This is a genomic window from Variovorax stachyos, from assembly GCF_051400855.1.
GTDB lineage: Bacteria > Pseudomonadota > Gammaproteobacteria > Burkholderiales > Burkholderiaceae_C > Variovorax.
The window spans coordinates 101,695-126,422 of record NZ_JBLFFN010000010.1 but is presented as its reverse complement, the minus strand read 5'-3'; the positions used below and the strand labels follow the sequence as shown (position 1 = coordinate 126,422).

23 protein-coding genes are annotated in these 24,728 nt (G+C 67.7%); 11 read left to right on the top strand and 12 right to left on the bottom strand.

What is annotated here, in order from left to right:
* Positions 1-3 precede the first annotated feature (3 nt).
* From ACMGEZ_RS18970 to ACMGEZ_RS18945, 6 genes are all read right to left on the bottom strand, one after another.
* Positions 4-306 carry an FAD assembly factor SdhE gene (locus tag ACMGEZ_RS18970; protein WP_436823822.1) on the bottom strand — a complete coding sequence of 101 codons (303 nt, stop codon included), beginning with the start codon at positions 304-306 and terminating at the stop codon, positions 4-6.
* Between the two features lie 15 nt (positions 307-321).
* Positions 322-1,023, bottom strand: coding sequence for a succinate dehydrogenase iron-sulfur subunit (locus ACMGEZ_RS18965; RefSeq protein WP_162588140.1), 702 nt, complete (start codon positions 1,021-1,023; stop codon positions 322-324).
* A gap of 23 nt (positions 1,024-1,046) precedes the next feature.
* Positions 1,047-2,858: a succinate dehydrogenase flavoprotein subunit gene (gene sdhA / locus ACMGEZ_RS18960; RefSeq protein ID WP_436823821.1), complete on the bottom strand. Its 1,812-nt coding sequence runs from the start codon at positions 2,856-2,858 to the stop codon at positions 1,047-1,049.
* A 5-nt stretch (positions 2,859-2,863) separates the two neighbouring features.
* A complete protein-coding gene (sdhD, locus tag ACMGEZ_RS18955; RefSeq protein ID WP_436823820.1) occupies positions 2,864-3,229 on the bottom strand; it encodes a succinate dehydrogenase, hydrophobic membrane anchor protein in 366 nt (121 codons plus the stop codon).
* Between the two features lie 51 nt (positions 3,230-3,280).
* Positions 3,281-3,727: a succinate dehydrogenase, cytochrome b556 subunit gene (sdhC, locus tag ACMGEZ_RS18950; protein WP_436823819.1), complete on the bottom strand. Its 447-nt coding sequence runs from the start codon at positions 3,725-3,727 to the stop codon at positions 3,281-3,283.
* A gap of 169 nt (positions 3,728-3,896) precedes the next feature.
* Positions 3,897-4,658: a GntR family transcriptional regulator gene (locus ACMGEZ_RS18945; protein WP_436823818.1), complete on the bottom strand. Its 762-nt coding sequence runs from the start codon at positions 4,656-4,658 to the stop codon at positions 3,897-3,899.
* Positions 4,659-4,850: 192 nt separating this feature from the next.
* On the opposite strand from ACMGEZ_RS18945, the gene ACMGEZ_RS18940 reads away from it, so the two are divergent.
* The 5 genes from ACMGEZ_RS18940 to ACMGEZ_RS18920 all read left to right on the top strand — a co-directional run bounded on the left by ACMGEZ_RS18940 (position 4,851) and on the right by ACMGEZ_RS18920 (position 10,926).
* Positions 4,851-5,837: a malate dehydrogenase gene (locus tag ACMGEZ_RS18940; RefSeq protein WP_436823817.1), complete on the top strand. Its 987-nt coding sequence runs from the start codon at positions 4,851-4,853 to the stop codon at positions 5,835-5,837.
* 22 nt (positions 5,838-5,859) lie between these two features.
* Positions 5,860-6,636, top strand: coding sequence for a trans-aconitate 2-methyltransferase (gene tam, locus ACMGEZ_RS18935; protein WP_436823816.1), 777 nt, complete (start codon positions 5,860-5,862; stop codon positions 6,634-6,636).
* Between the two features lie 34 nt (positions 6,637-6,670).
* Complete coding sequence (locus ACMGEZ_RS18930; protein WP_436823815.1) at positions 6,671-7,669, top strand: HpcH/HpaI aldolase/citrate lyase family protein; 999 nt, start codon at positions 6,671-6,673, stop codon at positions 7,667-7,669.
* Positions 7,670-7,699: 30 nt separating this feature from the next.
* A complete protein-coding gene (locus ACMGEZ_RS18925) occupies positions 7,700-8,260 on the top strand; it encodes a hypothetical protein (protein ID WP_436823814.1) in 561 nt (186 codons plus the stop codon).
* A 74-nt stretch (positions 8,261-8,334) separates the two neighbouring features.
* Positions 8,335-10,926, top strand: coding sequence for a bifunctional aconitate hydratase 2/2-methylisocitrate dehydratase (locus ACMGEZ_RS18920; RefSeq protein ID WP_436823813.1), 2,592 nt, complete (start codon positions 8,335-8,337; stop codon positions 10,924-10,926).
* A gap of 107 nt (positions 10,927-11,033) precedes the next feature.
* Here the strand turns inward: ACMGEZ_RS18920 and ACMGEZ_RS18915 are convergent, their stop codons facing one another.
* Complete coding sequence (locus tag ACMGEZ_RS18915; protein WP_436823884.1) at positions 11,034-11,861, bottom strand: helix-turn-helix domain-containing protein; 828 nt, start codon at positions 11,859-11,861, stop codon at positions 11,034-11,036.
* Between the two features lie 133 nt (positions 11,862-11,994).
* Here ACMGEZ_RS18915 and ACMGEZ_RS18910 point away from each other — a divergent pair, with 133 nt between their 5' ends.
* Positions 11,995-12,411, top strand: coding sequence for a hypothetical protein (locus tag ACMGEZ_RS18910; RefSeq protein WP_436823812.1), 417 nt, complete (start codon positions 11,995-11,997; stop codon positions 12,409-12,411).
* Positions 12,412-12,511: 100 nt separating this feature from the next.
* Positions 12,512-15,379: an aconitate hydratase gene (locus ACMGEZ_RS18905; RefSeq protein WP_436823811.1), complete on the top strand. Its 2,868-nt coding sequence runs from the start codon at positions 12,512-12,514 to the stop codon at positions 15,377-15,379.
* Positions 15,380-15,396: 17 nt separating this feature from the next.
* On the opposite strand, the gene ACMGEZ_RS18900 is transcribed toward ACMGEZ_RS18905, so the two are convergent.
* Positions 15,397-16,845 carry a C13 family peptidase gene (locus ACMGEZ_RS18900; protein WP_436823810.1) on the bottom strand — a complete coding sequence of 483 codons (1,449 nt, stop codon included), beginning with the start codon at positions 16,843-16,845 and terminating at the stop codon, positions 15,397-15,399.
* Positions 16,846-16,955: 110 nt separating this feature from the next.
* On the opposite strand from ACMGEZ_RS18900, the gene ACMGEZ_RS18895 reads away from it, so the two are divergent.
* The 4 genes from ACMGEZ_RS18895 to ACMGEZ_RS18880 are packed head-to-tail and all read left to right on the top strand — an operon-like array spanning position 16,956 to position 20,587.
* Entirely contained in the window at positions 16,956-17,237 is a 282-nt protein-coding gene (locus tag ACMGEZ_RS18895; protein ID WP_436823883.1) for a FeoA family protein, read from the top strand.
* On the top strand, positions 17,230-19,128 hold the full coding sequence (feoB, locus tag ACMGEZ_RS18890) for a ferrous iron transporter B (RefSeq protein WP_436823809.1): 1,899 nt from the start codon (positions 17,230-17,232) through the stop codon (positions 19,126-19,128). The genes ACMGEZ_RS18895 and feoB overlap by 8 nt, the downstream gene beginning before the upstream one ends.
* Before the next feature lies 1 nt (position 19,129).
* Positions 19,130-19,399 (top strand): DUF6587 family protein, encoded by a 270-nt coding sequence (locus ACMGEZ_RS18885; RefSeq protein ID WP_436823808.1) that lies wholly within the window; start codon positions 19,130-19,132, stop codon positions 19,397-19,399.
* A 6-nt stretch (positions 19,400-19,405) separates the two neighbouring features.
* Positions 19,406-20,587, top strand: coding sequence for an FAD-dependent monooxygenase (locus ACMGEZ_RS18880; RefSeq protein WP_436823807.1), 1,182 nt, complete (start codon positions 19,406-19,408; stop codon positions 20,585-20,587).
* Between the two features lie 7 nt (positions 20,588-20,594).
* Here the strand turns inward: ACMGEZ_RS18880 and ACMGEZ_RS18875 are convergent, their stop codons facing one another.
* The 4 genes from ACMGEZ_RS18875 to kynB are packed head-to-tail and all read right to left on the bottom strand — an operon-like array spanning position 20,595 to position 24,659.
* On the bottom strand, positions 20,595-21,842 hold the full coding sequence (locus tag ACMGEZ_RS18875; protein ID WP_436823806.1) for an SMI1/KNR4 family protein: 1,248 nt from the start codon (positions 21,840-21,842) through the stop codon (positions 20,595-20,597).
* Between the two features lie 41 nt (positions 21,843-21,883).
* Entirely contained in the window at positions 21,884-22,720 is an 837-nt protein-coding gene (gene kynA, locus ACMGEZ_RS18870; protein ID WP_436823805.1) for a tryptophan 2,3-dioxygenase, read from the bottom strand.
* An 11-nt stretch (positions 22,721-22,731) separates the two neighbouring features.
* On the bottom strand, positions 22,732-24,018 hold the full coding sequence (kynU, locus tag ACMGEZ_RS18865) for a kynureninase (RefSeq protein WP_436823804.1): 1,287 nt from the start codon (positions 24,016-24,018) through the stop codon (positions 22,732-22,734).
* Positions 24,015-24,659, bottom strand: a complete 645-nt coding sequence (kynB, locus tag ACMGEZ_RS18860; RefSeq protein ID WP_436823803.1) for an arylformamidase — start codon at positions 24,657-24,659, stop codon at positions 24,015-24,017. The genes kynU and kynB overlap by 4 nt, the downstream gene beginning before the upstream one ends.
* Between the last annotated feature and the right edge of the window lie 69 nt (positions 24,660-24,728).

The window sequence follows — 24,728 nt, the reverse complement described above, 5'->3', positions numbered from 1 at the left end:
TGATCAAGATGAGAGGGGGTGCGCGCCCTCGGTACGCATCAGCTGCAACAGTTCGATCACTTCGGCGCCGGCCCATCCGGGCTCGGGCTCCTTTCTTCGAAGCAAGAGGTCGAGCAGATCGTTGTCCGACAGGTCCATCAATGTCTCCATGGCCTGCGCCTGCCCGCAGGTCAGACCTTGCTCATGAAGCTCGAAGAAGCGGGCGATGAACAGGTCGTTTTCGAGCAAGCCGCGCCGGCAACGCCATTTGAGCTTGCTCAGCGCGCGTTCGCTGACCGGCTGGTCGAGGTCGGCGGCGGATTGCATGAGGTTCGCCAATGGCTAGATGGCGCGGCGCACCATCAGTTCCTTGATCTTGCCGATGGCCTTGGTGGGATTCAGGCTCTTCGGGCACACGTCGACGCAGTTCATGATGGTGTGGCAGCGGAACAGGCGGTACGGGTCTTCCAGGTTGTCCAGGCGCTCGGCGGTGGCTTCGTCGCGGCTGTCGGCGATGAAGCGGTAGGCCTGCAGCAGGCCGGCGGGGCCGACGAACTTGTCCGGGTTCCACCAGAAGCTGGGGCAGCTGGTCGAGCAGCTCGCGCACAGGATGCACTCGTACAGGCCGTTGAGCTCGTCGCGCTCCTCGGGCGACTGCAGGCGCTCCTTCTCGGGCGGCACCGTGTCGTTCTGAAGGTAGGGCTTGATCGAGTTGTACTGCTTGAAGAACTGCGTCATGTCCACGATCAGGTCGCGGATCACCGGCAGGCCGGGCAGCGGCTTCAACACCACCGTGCCCTTGAGCGTGTTCATGTTGGTCAGGCAGGCCAGACCGTTCTTGCCGTTGATGTTCATCGCGTCCGAGCCGCAGACGCCCTCGCGGCAGGAGCGGCGGAAGGACAGCGACGGATCCTGCGCCTTGATCTTCATTAGGGCGTCGAGCAGCATGCGCTCGTGGCCGTCGAGCTCGACCTCGACCGTCTGCATGTAGGGCTTGGCGTCCTTGTCCGGGTCGTAGCGGTAGATCTGGAATGTGCGCTTCATCGTGAAAACCTTGTGGTGTGTTCTTAGAACGTGCGGACCTTGGGCGGCACGGAGTCGACCGTCAGCGGCTGCATCTTGACGGGCTTGTACGACAGGCGGTTGCCCTCGCTGTACCAGAGCGTGTGCTTCATCCAGTTCGCATCGTCGCGGCCCAGCGGCGCCACGGGATCGTCGGCCGGGCGCTCGTAGTCCTCCACCGTGTGGGCGCCGCGGCATTCCTTGCGTGCGGCCGCCGAGACCATCGTGGCCTGCGCCACCTCGATCAGGTTGTCGACTTCCAGCGCCTCGATGCGTGCCGTGTTGAAGACGCGCGACTTGTCCTTGAGCGTGACGTCGGCGACGCGCGAGCGCACGGCAGCGATCTTCTGGACGCCTTCGTCCATCGAGGCCTGGGTGCGGAACACGGCGGCGTGCTTCTGCATCGTCGCGCGGATCTCGCCCGCGACGTCCTGCGCGTACTCGCCCGAGGTCGAGGCCTCGAGCTGGTTCAGGCGCTCGAGCGTGCGGTCGGCGGCGTCGGCAGGCAGGGGCTTGTGCTCGCGGTGCTTGTCGTTGAACTCGACGATGTGGTTGCCGGCCGCGCGGCCGAACACCAGCAGGTCGAGCAGCGAGTTGGTGCCCAGGCGGTTGGCACCGTGCACGCTTACGCAGGAGCATTCACCCACCGCGTACAGGCCGTTGACCACGGCGCTGTTGTCCTCGCCGTTCTGCACCACGACCTGGCCGTGGATGTTGGTGGGGATCCCGCCCATCTGGTAGTGGATGGTCGGCACGACCGGGATCGGCTCCTTGGTGATGTCGACGTTGGCAAAGTTGACGCCGATCTCGTAGACAGAAGGCAGGCGCTTGTGGATGGTCTCGGCACCCAGGTGGTCCATCTTGAGCAGCACGTAGTCCTTGTTCGGACCGCAGCCCCGGCCTTCCTTGATCTCCTGGTCCATCGAGCGCGAGACGAAGTCGCGCGGCGCCAGGTCCTTCAGGGTCGGCGCGTAGCGTTCCATGAAGCGCTCGCCGTTGCTGTTGATCAGGATGGCGCCCTCGCCGCGGCAGCCCTCGGTCAGCAGCACGCCGGCGCCGGCCACGCCGGTCGGGTGGAACTGCCAGAACTCCATGTCCTGCAGCGGGATGCCGGAGCGCGCCGCCATGCCGAGGCCATCGCCGGTGTTGATGAACGCATTGGTCGAGGCGCCGAAGATGCGGCCCGCGCCGCCGGTCGCCAGGAGCACCGTCTTGGCCTGCAGGATGTGCAGGTCGCCGGTTTCCATCTCGAGCGCGGTCACGCCCACTACGTCTCCTTCGGCGTCGCGGATCAGGTCCAGCGCCATCCACTCGACGAAGAACTGGGTGCGGGCTTCCACGTTCTTCTGGTAGAGCGTGTGCAGCATCGCGTGGCCTGTACGGTCGGCTGCGGCGCAGGCACGCTGCACCGGCTTTTCGCCGTAGTTGGCCGTGTGGCCGCCGAAGGGACGCTGGTAGATGGTGCCGTCCGGGTTGCGGTCGAAGGGCATGCCGAAGTGCTCGAGCTCGTAGACCACCTTCGGGGCCTCGCGGCACATGAATTCGATCGCGTCCTGGTCGCCGAGCCAGTCGGAACCCTTGATCGTGTCGTAGAAGTGGTAGTGCCAGTTGTCCTCGCTCATGTTGCCGAGCGACGCGCCCACGCCGCCTTGGGCGGCCACGGTGTGAGAGCGGGTCGGGAAAACCTTCGAGAGCACGGCCACGTTGAGCCCCGCGCGCGCCAGCTGAAGCGAGGCGCGCATCCCGGAGCCGCCCGCGCCGACGATGACGACGTCGAACTTGCGCTTGGTGATTTGTTCTTTGGTGTAGGAAGACATGGCGCTTAGATTCTCCAGAGCACTTGAATGGCCCAACCCGCGCATGCCACAAGCCAGACGATCGTGAAAACCTGCAATACGAGGCGGATGCCGACCGGCTGGACGTAGTCCATCCAGATGTCGCGCATGCCGACCCACACGTGATAGAGCACCGAGGCGATCACCACGAAGGTGAGCACCTTCATCCATTGCGAGGCGAAGATGCCGGCCCACGCGTCGTAGCCGATCGGCCCGCGCGTGAAGAGCACCTGGGCCAGCAGGACGACGGTGAACAGCGCCATCAGGGCGCCCGTGATGCGCTGGCTGAGCCAGTCGCGCAGACCGTAATGCGCGCCGACGACGATGCGCTTGGAGCCGTAGTTCACAGACATGAGTCAGTTTCCCAATCAGTTGGAGTCAGAGCCGAAGATCTGGTCCGCAAATCAATAAAGACCGAACAGCTTCGCGCCGAGCACGACGGTCAGCAGGATGCTGATGGCCAGCGTGGCGATGGCCGAGCTGTGGCCGAATTCCCTGCTCACCGCGGCATGGCTCACGTCCATCCACAGATGGCGCAGGCCGGCGATGAAGTGATGCAGGTAGGACCAGATCAGTGCCAGCGCCACCAGCTTGAGAAACCAGCCCGGAACGAAACCAAGGCCGCTGTTGAAGGCGGCCTTGAAGCGGGCATAGGAGTATTCGGAAGACACGGATGTGTCGAACATCCAGATCACGAAGGGCAGCAGCAGGAACATCAGCGCGCCGCTCACGCGGTGCAGGATCGACACGAGGCCGGCCGGCGGCAAACGGTAGGTGGTGAGGTCGGTGAAGGCGTTGATGTTGCGGAACTCGCGCCGCTGGGATCGGGGTGGTGTGGCCAGCTCTGTCATGTGGGCTTTCAGAATTTTTAGAGGGGGCGGCTCGTTCTTTGACGGAAATGCAAACAACACAAAATTCTATTGCAATGCACCATCGGCTAGCTGACGCCGAACTGTCACCGCAGCGCGGCGCTCGGATGTTCGCGAGCCGCCGCCTTCATGAACTACAGCGCGAACGCGCTCAGCCGAGTTCATTGCGGTAGTGGTGCGTGTCGGTGCGATAGAGGCCCCGGCGCAGCTCCATCGGCGTGTCGTGGTACGTATGGGCAACACGTTCCACGCTCAGGAGCGGCGTGGCGGTGCTGACGCGAAGCAGCGCGGCCTGAGCCTCGTCGGGCAGCACGGCGCGGATCTTCTCCTCGGCGCGCACCATGCGCACGCCGAACTCGGTCTCGAACATCGCGTACATCGGTCCGTGCCAGGCCGTCAGCCGCTCGGCCGTGAGGCCCTTGAAGGGCGCGCCCGGCAGCCAGAGGTCTTCCAGGATGGTGGGCGTGCCGCGATAGGCGAGCACGCGCCGTACCTGCAGTACCGCATCGCCGGTGCGCAGCGCGAGCAGGCGGGCGACGTCGGCGCTGGCGCGCAGCCGCCTGCAGTCGACGATCTCGCGCTCGGCCGGGCCCTCGCTGTCGACGTCGCCGCTGTCGGGGACCAGCTTCAGGAAGCGGTACTGCACATGCTGTTCAGCGTGGGTGGCGACGAAGGTGCCCTTGCCCTGGCGGCGCACCACCAGGTTCTCGGCTGCCAGTTCGTCGATGGCCTTGCGCACCGTGCCCTGGCTCACGCGGAAGCGCGCCGCCAGTTCGATCTCGCTCGGGATCGGCTCGCCCGGCTTCCATTCGCCGGCATGCAGACTCTGCAGGATCAAGGACTTGATCTGCTGGTAGAGCGGGCTGAACGACGGCGTTGCCGACTCGGCAAGCGCGATGGTGGAGGTGGTCATTGGCAGGGCGGGGTGCGCCACGGCGGCGAGTTTCGGCCGACATCTTATATAAGACACAAGACCGGCGCCATCCAGGCCGCAAATCGGCATAAAATCCAAGCCGGCCTTTGCGACCGGGCGCATCGCCCGGCCCCGACCTCCGCGGCCGCAACCGCGACCGCGCACCGTTTTCACCTTTCCTGGAGTTTTCCCATGAGCAAAAAGCCTGTTCGCGTTGCCGTCACCGGCGCCGCCGGCCAAATCGGTTACGCCCTGCTGTTCCGCATCGCCTCCGGCGAGATGCTCGGCAAGGACCAGCCGGTCATCCTGCAACTGCTCGAGATCCCGGACGAGAAAGCGCAAAAGGCGCTCAAGGGCGTGATCATGGAACTCGAGGACTGCGCCTTCCCGTTGCTGGCGGGCGTGATCCCCACCGGCGATCCGCTGGTCGCCTTCAAGGACGCCGACTACGCGCTGCTCGTCGGCGCCCGCCCGCGCGGCCCCGGCATGGAGCGCGCCGACCTGCTGGCTGCCAACGCCCAGATCTTCACCGCCCAGGGCAAGGCCCTGGACCAGGTTGCCAGCCGCAACGTCAAGGTGCTGGTGGTCGGCAACCCGGCCAACACCAACGCCTACATCGCCATGAAGAGCGCACCCAGCCTGCCGCGCAAAAACTTCACCGCCATGCTGCGCCTCGACCACAACCGTGCGCTCAGCCAGATCGCCGCCAAGACCGGCACCGCCGTGGGCGACATCGAGAAGCTCACGGTCTGGGGCAACCACTCGCCCACGATGTACGCCGACTACCGTTTCGCGACGGTGAATGGCAAGAGCGTCAAGGACCTCATCAACGACCAGGTCTGGAACGCCGACGTGTTCCTGCCCACCGTGGGCAAGCGCGGCGCCGCCATCATCGAGGCCCGCGGCCTCTCGTCGGCCGCCTCGGCCGCGAACGCCGCGATCGACCACATGCGCGACTGGGCCCTGGGCTCCAACGGCAAATGGGTCACGATGGGCATTCCTTCCGACGGCCAGTACGGCATTCCGAAGGACGTGATCTTCGGCTTCCCCGTCACCACCGAGAACGGCGAGTACAAGCTGGTCGAAGGCCTGGAGATCGACCAGTTCAGCCAGGAACGCATCGACAAGACCCTGAAGGAACTGCAGGACGAGCAGGCCGGCGTCGCCCACCTGCTCTGAGTTCTACCCGTCAGTCACCGGCATGCTCGACTGGAACCCCGCGCTCTACCGTCGTTTCGAGGACGAGCGCACGCGCCCCGCCCAGGAACTGCTGGCGCGGGTTCCGCTGGCCTCGGCGACCCGCGCGGTCGACCTGGGCTGCGGGCCAGGCAATTCCACCGAGCTGCTGGTGCAGCGATTCCGCGGTGCCGAGATCATCGGCACCGACAACTCCGAAGCGATGCTGAAGAGTGCACGCGAGCGCCTGCCGACGGCGCGCTTCGAGCTCAGCGACATCGCGAGCTGGCAGCCCGAGTCGCCGCCCGACCTCATCTACGCCAATGCCTCGCTGCAATGGGTGCCCGACCACGAGACGCTGATCCCGCGCCTGTTCGCCGCTCTGGCGCCGGGCGGGGTGCTCGCCATCCAGATGCCCGACAACCGCGAGGAGCCCACCCACCGGCTGATGCGCGAAGTCGCGGCCGAGGCGCCGTGGGCCGAGACCATCGGCGATGCCGACCGGCTGCGCACCCTGCTGCTGCCGCTGACCGGCTACTACGACCTGCTGGCCGCCGAGGCGGCGCAGGTCGACGTCTGGCGCACCGCCTACCAGCATCCCATGGCCTCGGCGGCCGCCATTGTCGAATGGGTGCGCGGCACAGGCCTCAAGCCCTTCGTCGACCGGCTGCCGGCCGACCTGCAGGCGAGCTATCTGGCTGCCTACGAGCGGCGCGTGGATGCCGCCTATCCCGTGCGAGCCGACGGCAAACGGCTGCTGGCCTTCCCGCGCATGTTCATCGTTGCCCAACGAAAGCCATGAGCCGTACGGCAGCTCCGAAGGCGAAGGTATCCCGATGACCGGATCCGTCCACCCGCAGGAAGTGCTGCTCGGCGCGCAGGCCGGCGCCGTGGTGCTGCCGGTGTGCGACCACTACAGCGGCGTCGAGGCGCGCATGCGCAAGAGCCTCGCGCTGCAGGCCGAAATGGCGCAGGAGTTCGGCGCCTGCGTGTTCGACGTCACCCTCGATTGCGAGGACGGCGCCCCCGTGGGCGGTGAGGCCGAGCACGCGGCGCTGGTCACCGAACTCGCCCTGGCCGCTGCCCCCGCCATGCGCGTTGGGGTGCGCGTGCATCCGGTCGACCACCCGGCCTTCGGCGGCGATGTGGTCACCATCGTGGGGCGCGCCGGCCATCGCCTGAGCCACCTGATGGTGCCGAAGGTCGAGTCGGCCGACGATGTGCGCGAGGCGGTCGAGGCGCTCAACGCCGCCGGCGCAGAGGCCCTGCCGCTCCATGTGCTGATCGAGTCGCCTTTTGCCGTGCACCGGGCCTTCGAGATCGCGGCCCATCCCCGCGTGCAGTCGCTCAGCTTCGGCCTGATGGACTTCGTCTCGGCCCACGGCGGCGCAATCCCTGCCGAGGGCATGGGCGCAGCGGGCCAGTTCACCCATCCGCTGGTGGTGCGCGCCAAGCTCGAGATCGCCGCGGCCGCGCATGCGCACGGCAAGGTGCCTTCGCACTGCGTGGTGACCGAGTTCAACGACGTCGACGCGATGCGCGCCGCCGCCAGGAGAGCGTCCGGCGAATTCGGCTACACGCGCATGTGGAGCATCCATCCGAACCAGATCCGTCCCATCCTCGAGGCCTTCGCGCCCGACGAGCGGCAGATTCAAATGGCTACAAAAATCATAGCGTCCGCTGCCGCTGCCAATTGGGCCCCGGTCAGTTTTGATGGCACATTGCACGACCGCGCAAGCTACCGTCATTTCTGGCAGGTGCTTTCGCGGGCGCATGCCACCGGCCGTGCGCTGCCGCCGGAGGCGCAAGCATGGTTTGCGGCGGCGTCCTCCTGAAAACCACACCTCGACAAGGAACAGACACCCATGAAGAAGATTGCCCTGATCGCCGCCGTCGCGCTCGCACTGCCGCTGTCGGCACTGGCCCAGGATTCCGCGGCCAAGCCGCCGCTCAAGGAGCGGGCCGCGAACTCGGCCAAGAAAGTGACCCAGAAGGTGGTGCCCAAGCGCGTCATCAAGAAGATCGAGGAAGCCAAGCCCATCAGTGAAGAGTCCGACGTCGTCCTCTCGCCCGAAGACCTGGAGGTCTCCAAGCGCGTGCTCACCGGCACCATCAAGTGCGAACTCGGCGCCAGCGTGGCTATCGAGAGCAGCCAGAAGAAGCCCGGCTTCTTCATCCTCACGCACGGCAGCACCAAGTACTTCATGCACCCTGTCAACAGCCGCACCGGGGCTATCCGCCTCGAGGACCCGAAGGCCGAGGCGATGTGGCTTCAGCTGGGCAACAAGTCGATGCTGATGAGCCAGAAGCAGGGCCTGCGGCTGGCCGACGAGTGCCAGGCGAACGAGCAGACCGCCGTGGCCGAAGACATGAAGAAGAACCCGCCCAAGAGCCTGTTCGACGGCGCTGACGCTCCCAAGAAGTAAGCAGAACAAGGCGCCGGCGGCCCGCCTTTTGCTTCGGCCGCCACACCGGTTCCCGATCTCGGAGAAGAGAAGAAATGTTGCAAGCCTACGTTGACCATGTCGCCGAGCGCGCTGCGCTCGGCATCCCGCCGCTGCCCCTGTCGGCCAAGCAGACTAGCGAAGTCATCGAACTGATGAAGACCGCCACCGCCAAGGATGGCGAGTTCCTGCTGAACCTGCTCACGCACCGCGTACCGGCCGGCGTGGACGACGCGGCAAAGGTCAAGGCGAGCTACCTGGCGGCCGTGGCCCACGGCACCGAGAAGAGCCTGCTCCTCTCCCGTGCGCACGCCACCGAACTGCTGGGCACCATGCTGGGCGGCTACAACATCAGCCCGCTGATCGATCTGCTTGAAGACGCCGAGGTTGGCGGTGTCGCGGCCGAGGGGCTGAAGAAGACCCTGCTGATGTTCGACCAGTTCCACGACGTCAAGGAAAAGGCCGACAAGGGCAACGCCAACGCCAAGGCGGTGCTGCAGAGCTGGGCCGATGCCGAGTGGTTCACCAGCCGTCCTGAGGTTCCGCAGAGCCTGACCGTCACGGTCTTCAAGGTGCCCGGCGAGACCAACACCGACGACCTCTCTCCCGCACCGGACGCCACCACGCGCCCCGACATCCCGATGCATGCGCTGGCCATGCTCAAGAACAAGCGCGAAGGCGCACCCTTCGTGCCGGAGGAAGACGGCAAGCGCGGCCCGATCAAGTTCATCGAGTGGCTGAAGGAGAAGGGCCACCAGGTCGCCTACGTGGGCGACGTGGTCGGCACCGGTTCGTCGCGCAAGAGCGCCACCAATTCAGTGCTCTGGTTCACCGGCCAGGACATCCCGTTCATTCCCAACAAGCGCTTCGGCGGCGTCTGCCTGGGCGCCAAGATCGCACCGATCTTCTACAACACGATGGAAGACGCCGGCGCGCTGCCCATCGAGCTCGACGTGAGCCAGATGGAGATGGGCGACGTGGTCGAGCTGCGCCCCTACGAGGGCAAGGCGCTGAAGGACGGCAAGGTCATCGCCGAGTTCAAGGTCAAGAGCGAGGTGCTGTTCGACGAGGTGCGCGCCGGCGGCCGCATTCCGCTGATCATCGGCCGCGGCCTGACGGCCAAGGCGCGCGAGGCGCTGGGACTGCCGGCTTCGACGCTGTTCCGCCTGCCGGTCAGCCCCGTCGACACCAAGAAGGGCTTCTCGCTGGCGCAAAAGATGGTGGGCCGCGCTTGCGGCCTGCCGGAAGGGCAGGGCGTTCGCCCCGGCACCTACTGCGAGCCGAAGATGACCTCGGTCGGCAGCCAGGACACGACCGGCCCGATGACGCGCGACGAGCTCAAGGACCTGGCCTGCCTCGGCTTCAGCGCCGACCTGGTGATGCAGTCCTTCTGCCACACGGCCGCCTACCCGAAGAAGGTTGACGTGAAGATGCACCACGAGTTGCCCGACTTCATTTCCACCCGCGGCGGCGTCTCGCTGCGCCCGGGCGACGGCGTGATCCACAGCTGGCTCAACCGCCTGCTGACGCCCGACACGGTCGGCACTGGCGGCGACAGCCACACACGCTTCCCGATCGGCATCAGCTTCCCGGCCGGCTCGGGCCTGGTGGCCTTCGCGGCCGCCACCGGCGTGATGCCGCTGGACATGCCCGAATCCGTGCTGGTGCGCTTCAAGGGCAAGATGCAGCCCGGCGTGACCCTGCGCGACCTGGTCAACGCGATCCCGCTCTACGCCATCAAGCAGGGCCTGCTGACGGTCGAGAAGAAGGGCAAGAAGAACGTCTTCTCGGGCCGCATCCTCGAGATCGAGGGCCTGCCCGATCTGAAGGTGGAACAGGCCTTCGAACTGAGCGACGCCTCTGCAGAGCGCTCGGCGGCCGGCTGCACGGTGCACCTGAACAAGGAACCGATCATCGAGTACATCAACAGCAACATCACGCTGATGCGCTGGATGATCGCCGAGGGCTACGCCGACGCCCGCACGCTGGCGCGCCGCATCGCGGCGCAGGAGGCCTGGCTGAAGGACCCGCAGCTGCTGAAGGGCGATGACGACGCCGAGTACGCCGCCGTGATCGAGATCGACCTGGCGGACATCCACGAACCGATCGTGGCCTGCCCCAACGATCCGGACGACGTGAAGACGCTGTCGGACGTGGCAGGCGCCCAGATCGACGAGGTCTTCATCGGCTCCTGCATGACCAACATCGGGCACTTCCGTGCCGCCTCGAAGCTGCTGGAAGGCAAGCGCGACATCCCGGTCAAGCTGTGGATCGCGCCGCCCACCAAGATGGACGCGCAGCAGCTGACCGAGGAAGGCCACTACGGCGTGTTCGGCAACGCGGGCGCGCGTACCGAGATGCCGGGCTGCTCGCTGTGCATGGGCAACCAGGCGCAGGTGCGCGAAGGCGCGACGGTGATGTCGACCAGCACGCGCAACTTCCCCAATCGCCTGGGCAAGAACACTAACGTGTACCTGGGCAGCGCCGAGCTGGCCGCCATCTGCTCGCGCCTGGGTCGCATCCCGACCAAGGAAGAGTACATGGCCAGCACCGGTGTGCTCGAAGCGTCGAGCGACCAGATCTACCAGTACCTCAACTTCGACAAGATCGAGGAGTACACGGAAGTCGCGGACAAGGTCGCCGCCTGATCCGCAGGCAATTCAGACCAGCCCGCCTGTGCCAGGCGGGCTTTTTTTTTGCGCGTTCGACGCGACGCGAAAGCCGCGTTCGTTTGTTCGTCCGCCGCCCAACGTCGTCAGCCTGCGGCCTGCTGGGCCATCCCGGCCAGCGCGGCGGCGGTCGAGGCGTCCGCCGGAAAGAACGATTCCACTGCCAGCTCCTGCAACGTGACGTCCACCGGCGTGCCGAAGATGGTTGTCGTGCTGATGAAGCTCAGCACGCCCTGGGGCGTCACGTACTGGAAGGGCACGGCCACGCCGGCGAGTTCGCTGTTGTTGGCCGGCGTGTCGTGGCTGACCCGCGGCGCGGGGTAGGCCGCGAGTTCGTCGTGCAGCGCGACCAGGGTCGCATCGCCGGTGGCCGCGATCTGCTGCTGCAGTCGCTCCAGCAAGTGGGCACGCCATTGGGCGAGGTTGGCGATGCGCGGTGCCACCCCATCGGGATGCAGGCTGAGCCGCAAGACGTTGACGGGAGGAGCCAGCAGCTCCGGCGCCGCGCCTTCCATCAGCAGGGGCACCAGCGCGTTGTGCGCCACCAGGTTCCAGTGCCGATCGACCGCCAGTGCCGGGAAGGGCTCGTGCCCCTTGAGCACCAGGTCCACCGCTTGCCGGGCGGGCGCCAGGGCCGGATCGTCCAGCGACCGCTGCCGGTACATCGGCGCATAGCCGGCCGCCACCAGCAGCGTGTTGCGCTCGCGCAGCGGCACCTCGAGCCGCTCGGCGAGGCGCAGCACCATCTCGCGGCTGGGCACGGCGCGGCCGGTCTCGACATAGCTCAAGTGGCGGGTCGACACCTCGGCCTCGTGGGCCAGGTCGAGCTGGCTGAGGCGGCGGTACTGGCGCCAGTGGCGCAGGTGGGCGCCGAAGGAATCGGCTGCGGTGGGTGGCGTGGAATGCAGGCTCATGGCCGCCATCGTAGTGAAGCGGCGCGCGCCGACCATGACCTCCCAGGTCATCGACCATGCGCCCTTGCGCCGGAATGATGAAGGCACGACGCAGCAGGAAGGGCCTGCAGCGTGCAAACCCAAGGAGCCTCGCATGTCCCGTTTCGCCTCTCCCCGTTTTCTTCCCCGCGTGATGGCGGTGGATGCCGCCTCGTGCGCCGCAACGGGCGCCCTGCAGCTGGTCTTCACCGATCCCATGGCACGGCTTACCGGCCTGCCTTCGCCGCTGCTGCTGGGCACCGGCATCTTCCTGCTGGCCTACGCGGCCGCCGCCGCGTGGATGGCCAGCCGCGAAGAGCCCCCGCGCCGATTGATCGGCCTGGTCATCATCGGCAACTTCGCCTGGGCCGCAGCTTGCATCGCATTGCTGGCCGTGGTGGGGCCCTCGATAGGTGCGCTGGGCTGGATATGGGTACTGGCCCAGGCGCTGACCGTCGTCGTGCTCGCCGAGCTGCAATGGATGGGGTTGCGCCGCAGCAGACCGGAGCGGCGCGGCGCCATCGCAGCCTGAACAACCGAAGGGCGCACTGGGGGATGCGCCCTTCGGCCTCACCGTGTCATCGAACCCTGCTATCTTTGAGGTGCTTCCACGAATCCCCAAGGAGTTCCACATGGCCAGAGAACCGGCGCACGCTTTCGCCCCCATGCTCAAGACCTTCAAGACTGCATCGGGCAAAGCCGGCAAATACTGGTCGCTCAAGGAACTCGCCAAGCAATACCCGAATGTCGACAAGCTGCCGGTCTCGATACGCATCGTGCTCGAGTCGGTGCTGCGCAACTGCGACGGCAAGAAGGTCGCGCCCGAGCATGTCGAGCAGCTCGCCAACTGGGCGCCCAACGCGGACCGCACCGACGAGATCCCCTTCGTCGTGACCCGGGTGGTGCTGCAGGACTTCACCGGCGTGCCGCTTTTGGCCGACCTGGCCGCGATGCGCAGCGTGGCGCAGTCGCTCGGCAAGTCGCCCAAGACCATCGAGCCGCTGGTGCCGGTGGACCTGGTGGTCGACCACTCGGTGATGGTGGATCACTACGGCACTCCGAAGGCGCTCGACCTCAACATGAAGCTGGAATTCCAGCGCAACAACGAGCGTTACCAGTTCATGAAATGGGGCATGCAGGCCTTCGATACCTTCGGCGTGGTGCCGCCGGGCTTCGGCATCGTGCACCAGGTCAACCTCGAGTACTTCGCCCGCGGCGTCTACAAGAGCCCGCAGGATACGAGCGACCCGCCGGTCTACTACCCCGATTCGCTGGTGGGCACCGACAGCCACACCACCATGATCAACGGCATCGGCGTCGTGGGCTGGGGCGTGGGCGGCATCGAGGCCGAGGCGGCGATGCTGGGCCAGCCGGTCTACATGCTCACGCCCGACGTGGTGGGATTCGAGCTCGGCGGCAAGCTGCGCGAGGGCGTGACGGCCACCGACCTGGTGCTCTACGTCACCAACATCCTGCGTAGCGAGAAGGTGGTGGGCAAGTTCGTCGAGTTCTTCGGTCCCGGCGCCGCTTCCATCCCGGTTCCGGACCGCGCGACCATCGGCAACATGGCGCCCGAGTATGGCGCGACCATGGGCTTCTTCCCCGTCGACGAAATGACCGTCGAGTACTTCCGGGGCACGGGACGCACCGACAAGGAAATCGAGCGCTTCGAGGCCTACTACAAGGCCCAGGGCCTGTTCGGCATGCCTGCCCCCGGCGAGCTCAACTACACCAAGGTCGTCAAGCTGGACCTCGGCACCGTCACCCCCAGCCTGGCCGGCCCCAAGCGCCCGCAGGACCGCATCGACCTCGGCCATCTGGCGACCAAGTTCGCCGAGCTCTACAGCAAGCCGAACGAGGCCAACGGCTTCAACCAGCCTGCCGAGAAGCTCAAGGCGCGCTATCCGCTGTCGCAGCACGGCGAGACGGCCGAGGAGGCGCCCGCCGAGCCTCGCCCCGGTGCGCCGGCGCCGGTGGTCGAGATGGTGGCCAACAAGCCGACCGCCGAAGCCGCGCATGTCGGCGCCACCACGGCCCATGCGCCGAACAATACGGTGACCATCGGGAACGGCGACGTGCTGATCGCTGCCATCACCTCGTGCACCAACACCTCCAATCCGAGCGTGCTGCTGGCGGCAGGCCTGCTGGCCAAGAAGGCAGTGGAGGCGGGCCTCAAGGTCAAGCCGCACGTGAAGACCTCGCTGGCGCCGGGTTCGCGCATCGTCACCGAGTACCTCGAGAAGGCGGGCCTCCTGCCCTACCTGGAGAAGCTGGGCTTCTACCTGGCGGGCTACGGCTGCACCACCTGCATCGGCAATGCAGGCGACCTGGCGCCCGAGATCAACGAAGTGATCACGAAGAACAACCTGGTGGCTGCCGCCGTGCTCTCGGGCAACCGCAACTTCGAGGCCCGCATCCATCCGAACCTCAAGGCCAACTTCCTGGCCTCGCCGCCGCTGGTGGTGGCCTATGCGATCGCCGGCAACGTCATGGTCGACCTGATGACCCAGCCGGTGGGCAAGGGCAAGAAGGGCAGGGACGTGTACCTGGGCGACATCTGGCCCACCTCCAGGGAGATCGACGAGAACCTGCGCTACGCGATGGACGCCAAGGCCTTCCGCAGGAACTACGAGCAGATCCAGGAGAACCCCGGCAAGCTGTGGAGCAGCATCAAGGGCACCACGGGCCAGGTCTACGACTGGCCGACCTCGACCTACATCGCCAAGCCGCCATTCTTCGACGGCTTCAAGATGCAGCCGCACGCCTCGGACGCGGGCTTCACCGGGGCGCGCATCATGGCGCTGTTCGGCGATTCGATCACCACCGACCACATCTCGCCCGCCGGCGCGATCAAGGAAAGCTCGCCGGCCGGCATCTGGCTCAAGGCCCACGGCGTGTCGAAGGCCGACTTCAACAGCTACGGCTCACGCCGCGGCAACCACGAGGTGATGATGCGCGGCACCTTCGCCAACGTGCGCATCAAGAACCTCATGATCCCGCCCGGCCCCGATGGCTCGCGCGAGGAGGGCGGCGTGACCTTGTACCAGCCCGGCGGCGAGAAGATGTTCATCTACGACGCGGCGATGAAGTACATCGAACAAGGCGTGCCCACCGTGATCTTCGGCGGCGAGGAGTACGGCACCGGCTCGTCGCGCGACTGGGCGGCCAAGGGCACGCAGCTGCTGGGCATCAAGGCGGTGGTGGCGCGCAGCTTCGAGCGCATCCACCGCGCCAACCTGGTCGGCATGGGTGTGCTGCCGCTGCAGTTCCGCGGCGCCGATTCATGGGAAAGCCTGGGCCTCACCGGCGAGGAAAAGATCGACGTGGTGATCGGCGGCGAGCTCAAGCCGCAGATGGACGTGAAGATCGTCGTCCACCGCGCCGACGGCACGCACCAGGAGGTGACGGTGCGCCTGCGCATCGACACGCCGATCGAGGTCGACTACTACAAGCACGGGGGCATTCTGCCGTTCGTGCTGAGGCAGCTGCTGGCCGCCTGAGCGCGCCGGTTTTTTCTTCAGTCGTTCCCGAGTCGCTGCGAGAGCCGGTCCAGCACGGGCCGGATGCCTTCCCCCACGCGGATCTGCGGGTTGGAGAAGCCGTCTTCCTTGCCGGCGTCGATTTCGCGCTGCTTGATCACCGGCACCGCCTCGGCAAAGGCCGCCTCGAAGGAGCGCGTCTTGCGCAGGGCCTCGTCGAACATCGCGCGTCCGAAGAAGGTGAGCTCGGAGCGGTGGCCGCAGCCGTAGGAGGTGTGCTCGGCATCGGCGGCCGTCATGATCAGGCTGTGCTCGGTGGTCAGGGGTTCGATCCAGCCGCCCGAATAGCAGGCCGAGATCGCGATCACCCGATGCCGGATGCCGGCCGCGTCCAGCGCCTCGCGCAGCTGCTGCGGCGTCAGCCAGGGCACCGTGAGCGGCCAGTGGGACGAGGCCAGCTTGAAGTCGCGGGCGCCGTGGGAGGTCATGTAGAGCACCAGCACGTCCTGCTCGCGGTCCATGCGGGCGGCAAGCGCTTCCACGGCGCGCCGGAGGTTCAGCGGCGTTGCCCAGGGCAGTTCCTCCGCGGTCGTGGCATGGTTGACCAGGCGCAGCACATGGCCGCGCGCATCGAAGCGCTCCTCCAGCAGCGTGGCCACCATCGCGCTCTCGCGCAGGAAGACGTCCTCGGAGGCGTAGGGCGCGAACACCAGGCCGAACACCTGGGCCTCTCCGTCCCGCCGAGGCGCGATGCCGTCGACCGCTCGTTGCCAGACGGCCTGCTGGGCCTCGAAAGTCTCTTGCGTCAGGCGCAGCCGGGGCCGCTCGGGCGCCTTGGCGGAGGCGCTGGCGTCTTCCTGCCAGATGCGCTCCTGCTCCTGCAGGGCCTCCCAGATGCCGAGCGCGCTGATCGCCAGCAGGCCCGGCACGAAGATCGCGAGCCGCATCGGGCTGGGGACGCACCGGGCCATCAGAAACACCGCGGCCACCAGCCCGATGCCGATCAGGGCGCCGTACACCGCCCAGAAGCCCGACGCCGTGGTCAGCACGTTCGGCAGCCAGCCGCGGGAATAGGCGAGGGACATGCCGGCCATCAGCAGGCTCCAGGGCACTGCGGCCCAGGTGCCGAGCGCGAACCAGCGGCCGAGGGCACCTCGCGCGGGCGTGGTGTTCAGCGTCCACCAGCCGAGCCACAGCACGAGCGCTGTCGCCCAGAAGGATTGAAGCGCCGGCAGCGGGTGGAAGCTGGCCGGCCCCTCGATCTGCAGGCGCGCGATGCCGAGGTCCACCAGGCTCGGGAGCAGCACCAGGAGCAGCAGTTGCCAGGGCGTGGGGGAAGCGTCGATGCGAGGCCGCAGCAGGAACGCGGCGCGCAGGCCTTCGACGATCCAGCGCCAGAAAGGGGCGCGGGCGGCTAGCTGCGAGGAGTGGGAGGGAGCCGCTTCATCGGGCGCATCGAGGGGCGGGTCGGATTGCGGGTCTGTCATGTTCGCGATGATGCCCGTCCGGCAGGGATACTTCGATTCCGGTTCGCCCAAGGCCAATGTTTTCGAGAATAATTCTCATTTTGTCGATTTTGGATCTGCGGGTGACCACCATGAATCCGGCGGCGATAGCTGCCATCAGCCTTGACCAGCTTCCCAACCATCAATGGGCCACGGTGCTCGAGGTCTCCAGGCCCGAAGAAGCGGAAGTGCGCGACCTGGTGCTGCGGCTGACCGAGATCGGCTTCGTGCCCGGCGAAATGGTGCGCATCGTCGCCAGCGGGGTGCCCAACCGCGAGCCGCTGGCCGTGCGCCTGGGCCACACCACTTTCGCGCTGCGGCGCCACGAGGCCGCGCTGGTGCGCGTGCTGCCGGGAGCCGCGCACCATGGCTGAGGCGACGCTCAACTTCCAGCCCGGCGCCGCCGTCTCGTCGGCGCCGCCCGGGCGCATCGCGCTGCTGGGCAACCCCAACTGCGGCAAGACGGCGCTCTTCAACCTGCTCACCGGCAGCCGCCAGAAGGTGGCCAACTACGCCGGCGTGACGGTCGAGCGCAAGGAGGGCTTGTTGCGTACGCCCGCCGGCCGGCGCGTGGCCGTGCTCGACCTGCCTGGCGCCTACAGCCTCAATGCACTGTCGGCCGACGAGGCCGTCACGCGCGACGTGGTGACCGGCAAGAGCGAGGAGGCCTTGCCCGACCTGCTGGTGTGCGTGACCGACGCCACCAACCTGCGGCTCAACCTGCGCCTCGTGCTCGAGGCCAGGCGCCTGGGCCTGCCGATGGTGGTGGCGCTCAACATGACCGACATGGCGAAGAAGCAGGGCATCGAGATCGACGTGCCGCTGCTGGCAGCCGAGCTCGGCGTGCCGGTGATCGAGACGGTAGGCGTGCACGCGGGTGGCGCGCAGGGCCTGCTGGCGCAGCTCGATGCGCCGGTCGCGGTCGCCCGGGCCGCGCCCTGGCAGGCGCCGGGCCTTGACGACGTGCTCGCCACCCAGCGCGAGGTGCGCCGCATCCTGGCCGCGGCGGTGCGCGAGCCCGCGGGCAGCCTGGCCGCCAGCGACCGCATCGACCGCGTCGTGATGCATCCGCTGTGGGGCATGCTGGTGCTGGCCGTCACGCTGTTCCTGATGTTCCAGGCGGTGTTCAGCTGGGCCAACGTGCCGATGGACGCCATCAAGGACGCGACGGGCGCCCTCGGCGAGCTGGTGAAGCAGCTGGTGCCCGAGGGCCTGCTGCAGAGCCTGCTGGTGGACGGCATCATCGCCGGCGTGGGCGGCGTGATCGTGTTCCTGCCGCAGATCCTGATCCTGTTCCTGTTCATCCTGGCGCTCGAAGACTCGGGCTACCTGCCGCGCGCCGCCTTCCTGCTCGACCGCGTGATGGGCACTGTGGGGCTGTCGGGCCGCTCCTTCATTCCGCTGCTGTCGAGCTTCGCCTGCGCCATCCCCGGCGTGATGGCCACGCGCACCATCAGCAACTGGCGCGACCGGCTCACCACGATCATGATCGCGCCGCTGATGACCTGCTCGGCGCGGCTGCCGGTCTATGCGCTGCTGATCGCGGCTTTCATCCCGGCACGCACCGTGGGCGGCGTGTTCAACCTGCAGGGCGTGGTGCTGTTCGCGCTGTACGTCTTCGGCATCGTCTCGGCCATGGCGGTGGCGTGGGTGATGAAGCGCTTTCGCGGCACTCAGCAGCGCTCGCCGCTGATGATGGAGCTGCCGGCCTACCGCTGGCCCAACCTGCGCAACCTCGCGCTGGGCCTGTACGAGCGCGCGTGGATCTTCATCCAGCGGGTGGGCACCATCATCCTGACGCTGACGATCCTGCTGTGGTTCCTGTCCACCTTCCCGTCGCCGCCCGAGGGCGCGACCGGCCCGGCCATCCAGTACAGCCTGGCCGGCATCATCGGCCGCGGCCTGGAGCACATCTTCGCGCCCATCGGCTTCAACTGGCAGATCTCGATCGCACTGGTGCCCGGCATGGCGGCGCGCGAGGTGGCGGTGGGCGCGCTCGGCACGGTGTATGCGCTCTCGGCCACCGGCGACGATGTCGCGGGCCAGCTCGAGCCGCTGATCGCCGGCAGCTGGTCGCTCGCCACGGCGCTGTCGCTGTTGGTCTGGTACGTGTTCGCGCCGCAGTGCATCTCGACGCTGGCGGCGGTCAAGCGCGAGACGGGTTCGTGGCGCTATGTGTGGATCATGGCGGCGTACTTGTTTGCACTCGCCTACATTGCTTGCTGGATCACCTATCGTGTGGCTCTGGCATTCACAGGAGGATGAGATGACGCAACAGATCATCGTCGGACTGATCGTCGCGCTGGCCGCGTTCTACGCCGTCTGGCGCTGGATGCCCGCCGCTTGGCGCCGCGCCGCGGCGGCCCGGCTCGCATCCGGTTCGCAGCGCGCCGGGCTGGTCGATGCCCAACGCGCGCAGCAGCTCGCCGCATCGCTGGCCAAGACCTCGGGTTGCGGTTCGTGCGACAGCTGCGGCAGTTGCGGCAGCCCGGCCGACTCCTCGGCGCAAGCCAGGCGCAGCACCACCGCGCGCTGAGCTGGCATGCGTGCCGCTCATATCCTGGTCGCGGGCGGCGGCATTGCGGGCTTGGCCAGCGCGCTCGCCCTGGCTCGTCGCCGCCATCGCATCGATCTTTTCGAACAGGCCGTCGCCTTTGCCGAGGTCGGCGCCGGCATTCAGCTTGGCCCCAACGTCGCGCGCCGCTTGCAGATGCTGGGGGTCTGGGAGCCGCTGATGCGCATTGCCGCCAAGCCCGAGGCGCTGGATGTCCGCAGCGCGGTGCACGGCGGGGAGATCGCGCGCCTGCCGCTCGGCAATGCGATGTTGCGCAGCTATGGCGCTCCCTATCTCTGCGCCCATCGCGCCGACCTGCATGCGCTGCTGCTGGCGGCCGTGCGCGGCACCGGCGCCGTCACGATCAACACCGGCGCGCGCATCACCGATGCCGTGGCTCGTTCCGGCGCGGTCTGCGTCGCGAGCACCGCCACCCGCGCCTGGGAAGGCGACGCGCTGATCGGCGCCGACGGCCTTTGGAGCACGGTGCGCGCGCGGGTGGTGGAGGATGCATCCCCGCCGCGCGCGACCGGCCACACGGCGTGGCGCGCGCTGATCGCGCAGTCCGCGCTGCCGGCCGCGTTGCGCAGCACGCGGATCAGCGTCTGGCTCGGCCCGCGCCTCCATGCCGTGGCCTACCCGGTACGCCGCGGCGAATCCCTCAACGTGGTGGTGCTGGCCGAGGCCGCGCCAACAGGAGATGCGCGCGACTGGGACCAGGCCAGCAGCCTGGCGGCCCTGCAGGCCGCGACCGGCCACATGCACGCCGGCCTGCAGGCGCTGCTGGAGGCGATGCCGGCTTGGCGTGCGTGGACGCTGTGCGACCGCCCGCCGCTCAGCGGTCCCGAGCAGATGGCGGGCGAGCGCGTGGCGCTGGTTGGCGATGCCGCACACCCGATGCTCCCTTACCTCGCGCAAGGCGCCGGCATGGCGATCGAGGACGGCGTGGCGCTGGCCGAGGCTCTCGCCGGCTGCGGCGCCGAGGAGGTGCCGCAGCGTCTCGCACGCTACGCGCAAGGGCGCTGGGAACGCAATGCGCAGGTGCAGGCGCGGGCGCGGCGCAACGGCGAGATCTTCCATGCGACCGGCCTGGTGCGCGTGGGCCGCGACGCGGCACTGCGGCTGTTGGGCGCGCGGCTGCTCGACGTGCCCTGGCTCTACGGGGCCTGAAGAACGCTTAAAGACTGAAGCTCTGCAGGTGGTCCACGCGCTCGGCCAAGCCCTCGGCACCGAGATAGTGGCTGCGCTTGCCGGTGCGCACTTCGGCCAGCGAGCTTTCCAGATCGGCAAGCATGTCCTGGCGCACCGTCTCGAAAGCCGCCGGCAGATCCTCGTGCTGCTTGCGGTAGGCGTCGGCGATCACCCGCGCCGCGGCCGGCGCTCCGCAGGCGACGCATTCGGCGATCGCGGTGGCGCTGGGCCGGGCGCCACGTTCCAGCAGAAGGGCCACGAGCTCGGGCGAGACTGCACTGTCGATGGCGTCGAGCGCATCGGCCGACACGGGCGCCCCCGCGCGCGCGAGCGCTTCCGCCGCATGGTGCGCGCCGTGCGCGAGCGCCAGGTCGGTGGCCAAGGCGCTGCCCTGCAGAGGCCCGTCGAGCGCCACGCCGGCGGCGGCGAGCTGGCCAACCAGCGCCGGGTCGTCGGTGGCAACGGCGTGCCGCAGCGCGATGCGCGAGAGCACGGCATCGCGGTCCAGCGTGCCCGCAGCCAGCGGCGTGCGCCAGTCGGCCACCGCGCGGCGGTAGAAGGCCACCAGCTTGTCCACCAGATCGAGCGCGAGGCCGTGCGTCTGGTGCCGTTCGTCAAGGTACTCGAGCAACGCCTGTCCGGTGAAGTAGTCGCCGGCGGGCTCGAGCGGGTCTTCGTCGAGGTGCAGCATGGCGAAGGCCGCCGGGAGGTCGTGCGCGATGGTGGTCAGGCCGTCCTCGTGCATCGCATGCGCCCAGGCCTCCGGCAAGCCCTGCTTCCACGCGAGGATGTGGCCGTAGTCGGCGCCGCGCTCGACCACCGCGTAGATCCGGTCGGTGGATTCGAAGCCGCCGAAGGGCAGGGCGGTGAGCTTGCCGTCCCACTTCTGCCCGCGGGCTGCGGCGGCCTCCTGTGCGTTCTGCTGTTCGTGTTCGATCCAGGCCTGCAGGTCATGCTCTGCGCCGCTATCTTTCCAGAACAGCTCGGCCCAGCTCACGGCCTCCTCGTAGCCGTTGATGCGCAGGTGCAGGTCGTAGTCGAGGCGGCCACCCGCGGTGCGTTGCCAGAGCGCGACCAACTCGGGCGGGAGCGGCCCGGCGCAGAGTTCCTGCACGGCCGCGATCTGTTCGACCGTCATCGGGGGCTGCGCATCGAAGATCACCCGCTCGGCGAAGAGCACGATGCCGTGCTCGCGAAGAAGGCTCAACTCGTCGTCGGCGAAGTGGTCGTTCATGTCATCTCCTTGATCGTTGTCGAGCCCGGTGGCGCCAGTGTCTAGAGGTCCGTGCGCAGCTTCCAGATTTCCGGGAAGAGCACCACATCGAGCATCTTGCGAAGGTAGCTTACGCCGCCGGTGCCGCCGGTGCCACGCTTGAAGCCGATCACGCGCTCAACGGTGGTCACGTGGCGGAAGCGCCAGAGGCGGAATGCGTCTTCCAGATCGGTCAGCTCCTCGCCCAATTGGTAAAGCTCCCAGTGCTGCTTCGGATCGCGGTAGACGGTCAGCCAGACCTGCTCGACGCCATCGCTGCATTCGTAGGGCCGGGTCCAGTCGCGTTCGACATGGTCGGCCGGGATGGCGAAGCCCCGGCGTGCCAGCAGGCGCAGCGCCTCGTCGTAGAGCGACGGCGCGCGCCAGGCCGCCTCGACCTCGGCCAGCAGCTCCGGGCGGTGCGCATGGGGCTTGAGCATGGCGGCGTTCTTGTTGCCGAGCGCGAATTCGACGCACCGGTACTGCCAGCTCTGGAAGCCGCTGGAGCTGCCGAGGTAGGGCCGCATCGCGCTGTACTCGGGCGGCGTCATGGTGGCCAGCACATCCCACGCATGCACCAGCTGCTCCATGATGCGTGAGACCCGCGCCAGCATCTTGAAGGCACTGGCGAGCTCGTCCTCGGCGACGCAGCGGACTGCGGCGCGCAGCTCGTGCAGCATCAGCTTCATCCACAGCTCGCTGGTCTGGTGCTGCACGATGAAGAGCATCTCGTCGTGGGCCGGCGAGCGTGGATGCTGGGCGTTGAGGATGGTGTCCAGGCTCAGGTAGTCGCTGTAGCTCATCGAGGCGCTGAAGTCGAGTTGCGCCTTTTCTTCGTGGACGATCTTTTCGGTGCTCATGATTGCTCCCTTCAAGTCACGGCGAGCTTCTGATTGAACTCGGGCCGCGTCCATTCCTTGCGTTCCAGCACCTGCACCAGGTGCTCGACGGCATTCCAGACATCCTCGAAACCCAGGTACAGGGGGGTGAAGCCGAAGCGCAGGATGTCCGGCGTCCGGGTGTCACCGGCACGAAAGTCGCCGATCACGCCACGGGCGATCAGCGCCTGCACGATGGCGTAGGCGCCCGGTCCGTTGTCCGCGAGTGCGAGGCAGACCTGCGAACCGCGCCGAGCGTGCTCGCGCGGCGTGACCAGCGTGAAGCGGCCGGGGCAGCGTTCCTCGACCAGGGCGATGAAGGCATCGGTCAGTGCCAGCGACTTGGCGCGCAGTGCCGCCATGCCGCCGCGGCCGTCGTCGAAAGGCTCGGCTGCCAGCACCGAATCGATCCCGCATTCCAGTGCAGACAGCGCGATGATGGGCTGGGTCCCGCAGAGGTAGCGTGTCACGCCCGGCGCGGGCCGGTAGTGCGGCGTGAACTCGAAGGGCGCCGCATGGCCGAACCAGCCCGACAGGGGCTGCTCGAAACGGCTCGCATGCCTCTTATGCACCCAGACGAAGGCCGGCGCGCCCGGCCCGCCGTTGAGGTACTTGTAGCCGCACCCGATGGCGAAGTCGGCCTCGCTGTCGTTGAGCTCGACCGGCACTGCGCCAGCGCTGTGCGCGAGATCCCAGACCGTGAGCGCGCCCGCCGCGTGGGCTGCGGCAGTGAGCGCCTTCATGTCGTGCATCGCGCCGGTACGGTAGTTGACGTGCGTCAGCATCAGCACCGCGACCTGGTCGTCCAGCACGGCAGGCAACTCGCTTTCGTCGATCAGCTTCAGCGTGAAGCCGCGTTCGCGGCACAGCGATTCCGCGATGTAGAGATCGGTCGGGAAGTTGCTGCGCTCGCTGACCACGACGCGGCGGCCGCTAGTCTTCATCTGCGAGAGGGCGGCGAAGAGCACCTTGTAGAGGTTGACCGAGGTGCCGTCGGTGCAGACCACCTCGCCCGGGGCGGCGCCGATCAGGCGGGCCAGCTTGTCGCCCAGGCGCTGCGGCAGGTCGATCCAGCGCGCGCTGTTCCAGGAACGGATCAGGCCTTCGCCCCACTCCTGGGTGACGACTTCGGCAATGCGCGCAGGCGCGGCCCTGGGCAGCACGCCGAGCGAGTTGCCGTCGAGGTAGATCACGCCCTCGGGCAGGATGAACTGGTCGCGCAGGGCGGCGAGCGGGTCTTCGGCATCGAGGCGCCGGCAGTCGTCGAGGGTCATGGTCATGGTCGTGGGGCAGTGAGTTCGCGCAGCACCGCGCGAACGGGGGAAGCGTCGGCCGTCACCAGCTTGAGCGGCAGCGCGATGAGTTCGTAGTCGCCCTCGGGCACCGCGTCGAGCACGAGGTTCTCGAGCACGCGCAGGCCCAGGCGGCGGATCACCTGGTGACTGTCGAGGGTCTTGCTGTCGGCCGGGTCGATGCTGGCGGTGTCGATGCCGATGAGCTTCACGCCCAGTGCCGCGAGGCGCTCGATGGTGGCGGGCGCGTAGGCCGTGAGCGCGCCATCCCAGCGGTCGACAGGGGCGCGTTCATAGGTGCGGACCAGCAAGCGCGGCGGCAGCCGGTCCACGGCATGCGCGATGTGCGCCCACTCGATCAGCGGACCGCGCGCGATCGCGTGGATCACGCGGCAGGGGCCGAGATAGGCAGAGAGGTCCACCTCGCCGATGGTCGCGCCTTCCGGGTCGTAGTGCAGCGGCGCATCGGCGTGGGCGCCGACGTGCGGGGAGAGGGTGATCTCGCTGACATTGACCGGGCAGCCCGGCCCGATGCTCGCGGCCCAGCGCTGGCGATAGGGCGTGTCGCCGGGAAAGACCGGCGCGCCCTCATGCACCGGTGGCGAGATGTCCCAGATGCGTTGGTTCATGGCGCGAAGTTAGCGCCGTGAACAGGGTCGTGGTGTCGGTTATTTCCAACAGAACGCAAACATCGGCAA